The 6,655-nt window shown below is 55.0% G+C and carries 6 protein-coding genes; 1 reads left to right on the top strand and 5 read right to left on the bottom strand.

Annotated elements, in window-relative coordinates:
- The 5 genes from VMW13_07675 to VMW13_07655 form a co-directional block, all read right to left on the bottom strand.
- Positions 1 to 626 (bottom strand): hypothetical protein (locus VMW13_07675; GenBank protein HUV44693.1); only part of this gene is annotated, 626 nt, incomplete at its 3' end.
- Positions 623 to 1,861 (bottom strand): serine--tRNA ligase, encoded by a 1,239-nt coding sequence (gene serS / locus VMW13_07670; protein ID HUV44692.1) that lies wholly within the window; start codon positions 1,859 to 1,861, stop codon positions 623 to 625. The genes serS and VMW13_07675, both read right to left, overlap by 4 nt.
- Before the next feature lie 165 nt (positions 1,862 to 2,026).
- Positions 2,027 to 3,508: a lysine--tRNA ligase gene (gene lysS, locus VMW13_07665; GenBank protein ID HUV44691.1), complete on the bottom strand. Its 1,482-nt coding sequence runs from the start codon at positions 3,506 to 3,508 to the stop codon at positions 2,027 to 2,029.
- 240 nt (positions 3,509 to 3,748) lie between these two features.
- Positions 3,749 to 4,951, bottom strand: coding sequence for a CoA transferase (locus VMW13_07660; GenBank protein HUV44690.1), 1,203 nt, complete (start codon positions 4,949 to 4,951; stop codon positions 3,749 to 3,751).
- A 172-nt stretch (positions 4,952 to 5,123) separates the two neighbouring features.
- Complete coding sequence (locus VMW13_07655; protein ID HUV44689.1) at positions 5,124 to 5,606, bottom strand: DUF456 family protein; 483 nt, start codon at positions 5,604 to 5,606, stop codon at positions 5,124 to 5,126.
- A 426-nt stretch (positions 5,607 to 6,032) separates the two neighbouring features.
- Between VMW13_07655 and VMW13_07650 the strand changes: the two genes are divergently transcribed.
- Positions 6,033 to 6,194, top strand: a complete 162-nt coding sequence (locus VMW13_07650; GenBank protein HUV44688.1) for a hypothetical protein — start codon at positions 6,033 to 6,035, stop codon at positions 6,192 to 6,194.
- The last annotated feature ends 461 nt before the right edge of the window (positions 6,195 to 6,655 follow it).

Raw genomic sequence — 6,655 nt, 5'->3', positions numbered from 1 at the left:
GCGTAGACGAACCTGAATGTCCTCCGGGTCTCATGCAGCTTATGCGTAAGCTTGTTCTTGTAGCTGACAGATATGCGAACCCGGCTGTCAGGGGCACCTATTTTGTCAACCTGCGCTTCTTCTACATGGAAGGTAGGTCCTGTTTTGACGCTCGGGAAGATTACGGAAGGAAATTCTTTTTCTTCTCGTAATTGCTGCGTTTCAATTGTGCCATTGTCCTGTATATACCATTCACACTTTACTGATGTCCCGTCAGCCGGCAGGTCGCCGGTATTCTCGATTTCAGCATATAGATACGCTCGGTCACGATTGAAATCTCGAGCCAGAGTCAACATCACATTGAGGAAAGGTCGCACGCTTGCTCTGGTCAGTTCGAGTCCCTTGTTCGTTGCGTCCAGCGAGTCGTGGGCAATCATAGACGCTAGTATTGAACTAACTACCGCTATGCTTGCGAATAAAACAATTACCCAGAAAAGGATATAGCTTGATATATTAGTGTAATCTTTGGATAAGTCACCGACCATCCATAATATAGATGCAATAATTATCTCTACTATGGCGACTATGATGGTGGTGAGAGCTGGATGAGAGCGGCACCAACCCAGGGCGTGCTTAGCCTTCTTCACGTAATCCTCTCCGCCCCCACAAACCCTCTCAGCACCTCCGGCACCACGATTGAGCCGTCGGGCTGCTGGTAGGTCTCCATAACGGCAATCATGATGCGTGGCAGGGCCAGCCCGGAGCCGTTCAGGGTGTGGACGAACTGCGGCCGGGCGTCCGGCGCGGGACGGTAGCGGATGTTGGCCCGCCGGCCCTGGAAGTCGGTGCAGTTGGAACAGGAGCTGACCTCCAGCCATTCCTCACAGCCCGGTGCCCAGACCTCGATATCGTAGGACTTGCTGGAGCTAAAACCTAGCTCCCCGGTACAGAGCTCCAGTATCCGGTAGGTCAGTCCCAGCCGCTGGCAGACCTCTTCCGCGTCGGCCACCATCTTCTCAAGCTCTTCCTCCGATTTATCCGGCTCGCAGAACTTGTACATCTCCACCTTGTCGAACTGGTGGCCACGCTTGATGCCACGGGTGTCCTTGCCGGCGGACATCTTCTCGCGGCGGAAGCAGGCGGTATAGGCGACGTAGTAGAAGGGCAGCATCCCCGGTAAAATAATCTCGTCGCGGTGAAGGTTGGTCAGCGGTATCTCGGCGGTACCGACGAACCAGTAGTCGTCCTCGGCGTCGTGATAGATATTATCGGCGAACTTGGGTAGCTGACCGGCGCCGACCATGCACTCCTGCTTGACCATGAAAGGCGGGTAAATCTCCTGGTAGCCGTGCTCACCGGTATGGAGGTCGAGCATGAAGGCAATCAGTGCTCGCTGCAACCGGGCGCCGAGGCCCTTGAGGACGTAGAACCGGGAGCCGGAGAGCTTCACCCCGCGCTCGAAGTCGATAATGTCCAGGGACTCACCCAGGGTCCAATGCGGTGCGGGGTCGAAATCAAATGTTTTTGGCTCTCCCCACTGGCGCAGCACGATGTTATCTGCTTCGTCCTTGCCTACCGGTACCGAAGCATCGGGGATATTGGGCACCTGGAGTAGAAGGTCATTCAGCTTCTGCTCGATGCCCCGGACGGTTTCCTCAAGGTCATGTATCTGGCCGCGAAGCTCCCGACCCTTCTCGGCGGCTGCCTGGCGGTCACGGGCGACCTCTTTTCGGGCGCGCCGGAGGTCTTCGAGTTCCTGCACCTTCCGGCGGCGCTCGGTGTCAAGCTCAAGGATTTCGTCGATAGGTGCGGTATCGTTGCGGTTGGCCAGAGCTTCCCGCACTACGTCAGGGTTTTCCCGTATGAATCTCAGGTCGAGCATAAGGCTCTCCTTCGGAGGATTTGTGTCAACCTCTCCCCCTGAGTCCCCCTCTCCTTCGAAGGAGAGGGGGATATTGAAAACAAGATGGGCACCGCCCCTTCTGAGGGGCACCCCCTCTTAGACTCCCCGTACAATCATCAGGTTGTGTGCGGGAATCGAGTTTCCCTAGGACTTCTCCTTCAACTGCGGAAACAGAATCACCTCGCGGATTGACTGCTGATTGGTGAGCAGCATCACCAGCCGGTCAATGCCCATACCGAGGCCGCCGGTGGGGGGCATTCCGTATTCCAGCGCCTGCAGGAAGTCCTCGTCGATAACCTCCACCTCTTCATCGTCCGGCTGCTGGTCTCTCTGCTGCTGCCGGAAGCGTTCCCTCTGCTCGACGGGGTCATTGAGCTCAGAGAAGGCGTTGGCAATCTCTATGCCGCCGGCGAAAGCCTCGAAACGCTCGACGACACGCTCCTGTCCGGGTTTCGTCTTGGCAAGGGGTGACATCGAAAGCGGGTAGTCGGTCAGGAAGGTGGGCTGAATCATCTTCGGTTCGGCGAATGTTGTCAGAAGGTCGTCCACCAGGTGCGCCCAGTTTTTGCCCGGCTCGACCCCAAGGCCAGTCTCCTTCATTTTAGCTGCCAGCCGCAGGGCGTCCGGGTACTGGACGAAGTCGATACCACTGTGTTGGGCGATGGCTTCGCGCAAGCTGATGCGTTGCCAGGGCGGTTCGAAGTTGATTGTGTTTTCCCCGTACTGCACCTCGCAACCGCCGGTGACCTGCCGGCATACCGTGGAAACCATCTCCTCGACAATGCTCATCACGTCGTTATAGTCGGCATACGCCTGGTAGCTTTCCAGCATGGTGAACTCGGGGTTGTGCCTGGTGGAGATACCCTCGTTACGGAAGATGCGTCCCATCTCATAGACCCGGTCGAAGCCACCGATGATAAGGCGCTTGAGGTGAAGCTCGGTGGCGATACGCAGGAAGAAGTCCCGGTCCAGGGTATTGTGATGAGTGATGAAGGGTTGCGCCGGCGCACCACCGGCCGAAGGCAGGAGCACCGGGGTTTCCACTTCGAGAAAACCTCGTTCGTCAAGGAAGCTCCGGATTGCGCTGATGACCTGAGTACGAATGCGGAAGGTAGCCCTGACCTTTTCGTTGGAAATGAGGTCCAGGTAGCGCTGACGGTACCGGGTCTCAACGTCGGTAAGGCCGTGCCATTTCTCCGGCAGGGGTTGGAGCGACTTGGTAAGCAGGGTGAAGCCCTTGACGTCAACGGTCGGCTCGCCGGTGCGGGTGCGGAGTAGTTTGCCGCTGGCGCCGAGGATGTCGCCGGTGTCCAGGTCATTGAATAGTGCCAGGTCTTTCTCGTTGAACTGGTTTATGTTCTTGAAAAGGAGCTGTATCTTACCGGAGTCGTCATGGACATCGAAGAAGGCGCTCTTGCCCATCTTCCGCCTGGCCATGATGCGACCGGCAATGCTGACCTCGTCCTGGTGAGTCTGGCCAGCCTCCTGCTGTTCGAGTAGGGAAACAGCCTCCCGGGTGGTGTGGCTGCGGTGGTAGCGTGCCGGGTAGGGGTCGATACCAAGCGCCCGGATGCGGTCAAGCTTCTCCCGTCTCTGTTGCGCGATAAGTTCGTGTCTGGATGGCATTGGTTACCCTCGGTGAGGCTTTCTCAACCTCAGTATTAAGTAGTATGTTTTTTCAGTATAGGGTATTCGGTACTCTTAGTAAAGATGGGGAATTGGTTCATAATAAGTGTTACCGAAAGTGGTATTGTTGCCTCATAAATAGTGTTACCCGGGAGGAGGGCGAGATGACCCGAGGCAGCATGCTGGAATATGCTGAAGCGATACGGGGGCGGTATCTCAGCGTCTCCAGGAAGGAGATGCTCAGAGGATAACCCCCTGCTCTTTCAACCCGGCAATGTCTTCCCATCCGTATCCCAGTTCAAGAAGTATCTCCTCAGTGTGCTGGCCCACTTCGGGGGCCGGTGCTCTCACCGAAGCAGGATTCTGGCAGAATTTGACCGGAGTTGCCACTGTCTTCGCCTCCCGGGCAGGAAGACACAGGTTCGGAAAGAAATCGTTGGCTATGGCTTGAGGGTCGGTGGTAACCTCGGTAGGGGAGGCCACTCGTCCGTAGATACAGTCGTGCTTTCTGAAAATCCTCTCCCACTGCTTCATTGTTTTTGTGATGAGAATCTCATCGATAATGCCAATCAACTCGCCACAGTGTTCGGCACGTGCCTCCATACTGTTGAATCGGGCATCGTCTTCCAGGTCCTCTCTCCCAATAGCCCGACAGAAATCGGGCCAGGAAGGGTCAGGTTGCAGCATTGCCAGCCAGAACCACCTGTCGTCCCTGGTCCGGTAGCTGTTCCACAACGGATTGTGTGCGTTGGTACGGTCATGCTTGGATGGCGGCATACCCACCAGAGTGGGCTGTATGTCTTCGGCAAGAGTCCATACGCCGGTATGATACAGAGAGAACTCCAGTTTCTGTCCTTCGCCCGTCTTCTCCCGGTGGAACAGGGCAGCCATGATACCGGATACGATGTGTGCGCCAACCACCCTGTCCATCATTCCCCCGCGTTGCGGAGGCGGAATGCTACCCGGCTCGCCTACCATGTACATTGCTCCCGAGCGAGCCCATGCCGCTGCATAATCAAAGCCTCGTTCATTTCTATCCGGTCCCACCGTCCCGTAGCCGGTTAGAATACCGTAGATAAGCCTGGGATTAAGCCGGCTCAGGGTTGCGTAGTCCATTTTGAGCTTCTTGAGGGTACCAGCCTCGTAGTTGGACATGAAAACGTCGGCTTTCCGAACGAGTTTGTAAAGGATTTCTCTACCTGGCTCCGTCTTGAGGTCCACCGCCAGGCCCTTCTTATTCCTGTTCAGTAGCTGGACGTACCAGTTGAACTCGCCACCCGCCATTTCTATGAATCTTCCTATCAACCCTCGCGCCAGTTCCCCGGTGAGCGGCTCTATTTTAAGGACATCAGCACCCCAATCGGCCATTGTAGCGCCAGCCGCAGGCACAGCCACAACATGCCCCATATCCAGTACACGGAGACCCTCGAGTACTCCTGCCATATCTTTACCCCCTTGTTGAATCAGTGTTCGCTGTAGAGTTGACCTGTCTCCAGTCATTATATCACCTGTCAGGCTGGAATTCCCTTGCTCTCAGTTACACACCTGAGTGCTTACCCGGACTGACTATCGGGAAACAAGTCGTCTCGGTTGTGGAGTGCCCCTTCAGTCTTCTCTAGAACAAAGACGCAATGAAGAATCCGGCCATGGTCAGGACAACGACTATCTTAATTAAAGACCCCGCCAGGAAGCCAAACAAGGTACCGAGTGCCGACTTGAATGCCTGTTCGGGTTGCTTTCTGGCTACCAATTCTCCCAGGAGCGCACCGATAAAGGGGCCCAGAATGATTCCCCAGAAACCAAACGCAATAACCCCTGCCATGAGACCAACAAAGGAACCCAAAATGCCGAGTTTACTCGCTTTGTATTTACTGGCCCCCAGCATCGGAGCGACAAGGTCCAGGACCAGTGTCAATACCATTAATATAGAGAAGACCACAGTTGTTGTGATGGAAATCCTGTCGAAGCCGGTGCCGATTGCATAGACGAAAAACCCCAGCCATGCCAGAGGAACCCCGGGTAGAATGGGCAAAACTATGCCAGCCAGACCGGCTATCAGCAGGACGGAACAGAGAATGGCTAACAGTACGGTTACCATATTCTCACTGTGGAATGCTGTGGACTCGAAATCGGCGTACTCTTGGCTTGCTCCACTCTGGGATTAATACATGGTTCTTATCATAGCCGGGCGATGGGGACTTTGCAATGCGCTGTACTCGTACGGTGCTTCGGAGAAGCTCAGTATCCATGGCGATAGTCATTTCAGAATACAGGATGTGGTGTTACCTGCAGTCGTTGCCCGCTGTTACCTCAGCGGGCGTACGCATATCCACCCGGTTCACACCCGCTACCGGTAGGTATTTTAAGCCGGCTCAAGGCAGTCGGGCATAGGTACAAGACGAAGAGAATGCGTTGATAAAATAGGCTATTAGCTGGCCGGGGAATACGTATCCCATCGGAAGCAGGTTTCACATAGCCAGTGTTAACCTGTAGGTGAGGATAAGAGAAAGGAAAAGGAGGTAACATGATGGAAGGACTAACAATTCTGGCTCTGGTGGTGACAATCCCGATAATCCTCTTCCCGGCAGCTTTCGTCTGGTATCTGACTATCGGTGGTCTTGTTCACACTGCCCGTGAAGCAAGAGCCGCCCGGGCGAAGCAGGCAGTGACAGTTACCGGAGTGTAGAGCAGCCAGGACAAAAGAAAGGAGGCAGGTTGAAGTCAAGGAAGAGTGAAACTGAGACCCGCTCTCGAGACAAAAAGTAAGGCTGGAGATTCGCAAAGGAGGATTTCCAGCCTTATTGTATTCCGGATATTTGCCTGTACATTGTGGCCCAATATAGACATACTACGGGCACTATTGTAGTGTCTCGTATATATCTTTACGTATGATGGATGTTGATATCATTCCAGCGCAGGCTGGAATCCAGGGGGCAAACACGTATCCCGGATCGAGTCTAACAGGGTAATGAAAAAGGGGAGTCCAGAGGGGCTCCGCCCCTTCTGAGGGGCGCCCCCTTCTGGCAGGGGTCTGGGGGTGTCCCCCAGATATAATCTTTCCCCCCTTCCTGGACAGGAAGGGGGTCAGGGGGTTGGTCGAAAGGGTTTTTCATAGGCTTGCTAGAATGACAGGGACTGTAAAGGCAT

Source organism: Dehalococcoidales bacterium (assembly GCA_035529395.1).
Lineage (GTDB): Bacteria > Chloroflexota > Dehalococcoidia > Dehalococcoidales > Fen-1064 > DUES01.
Note: the sequence above shows the minus strand (reverse complement) of the source record. Positions and strands in the feature narration are given on the sequence as shown.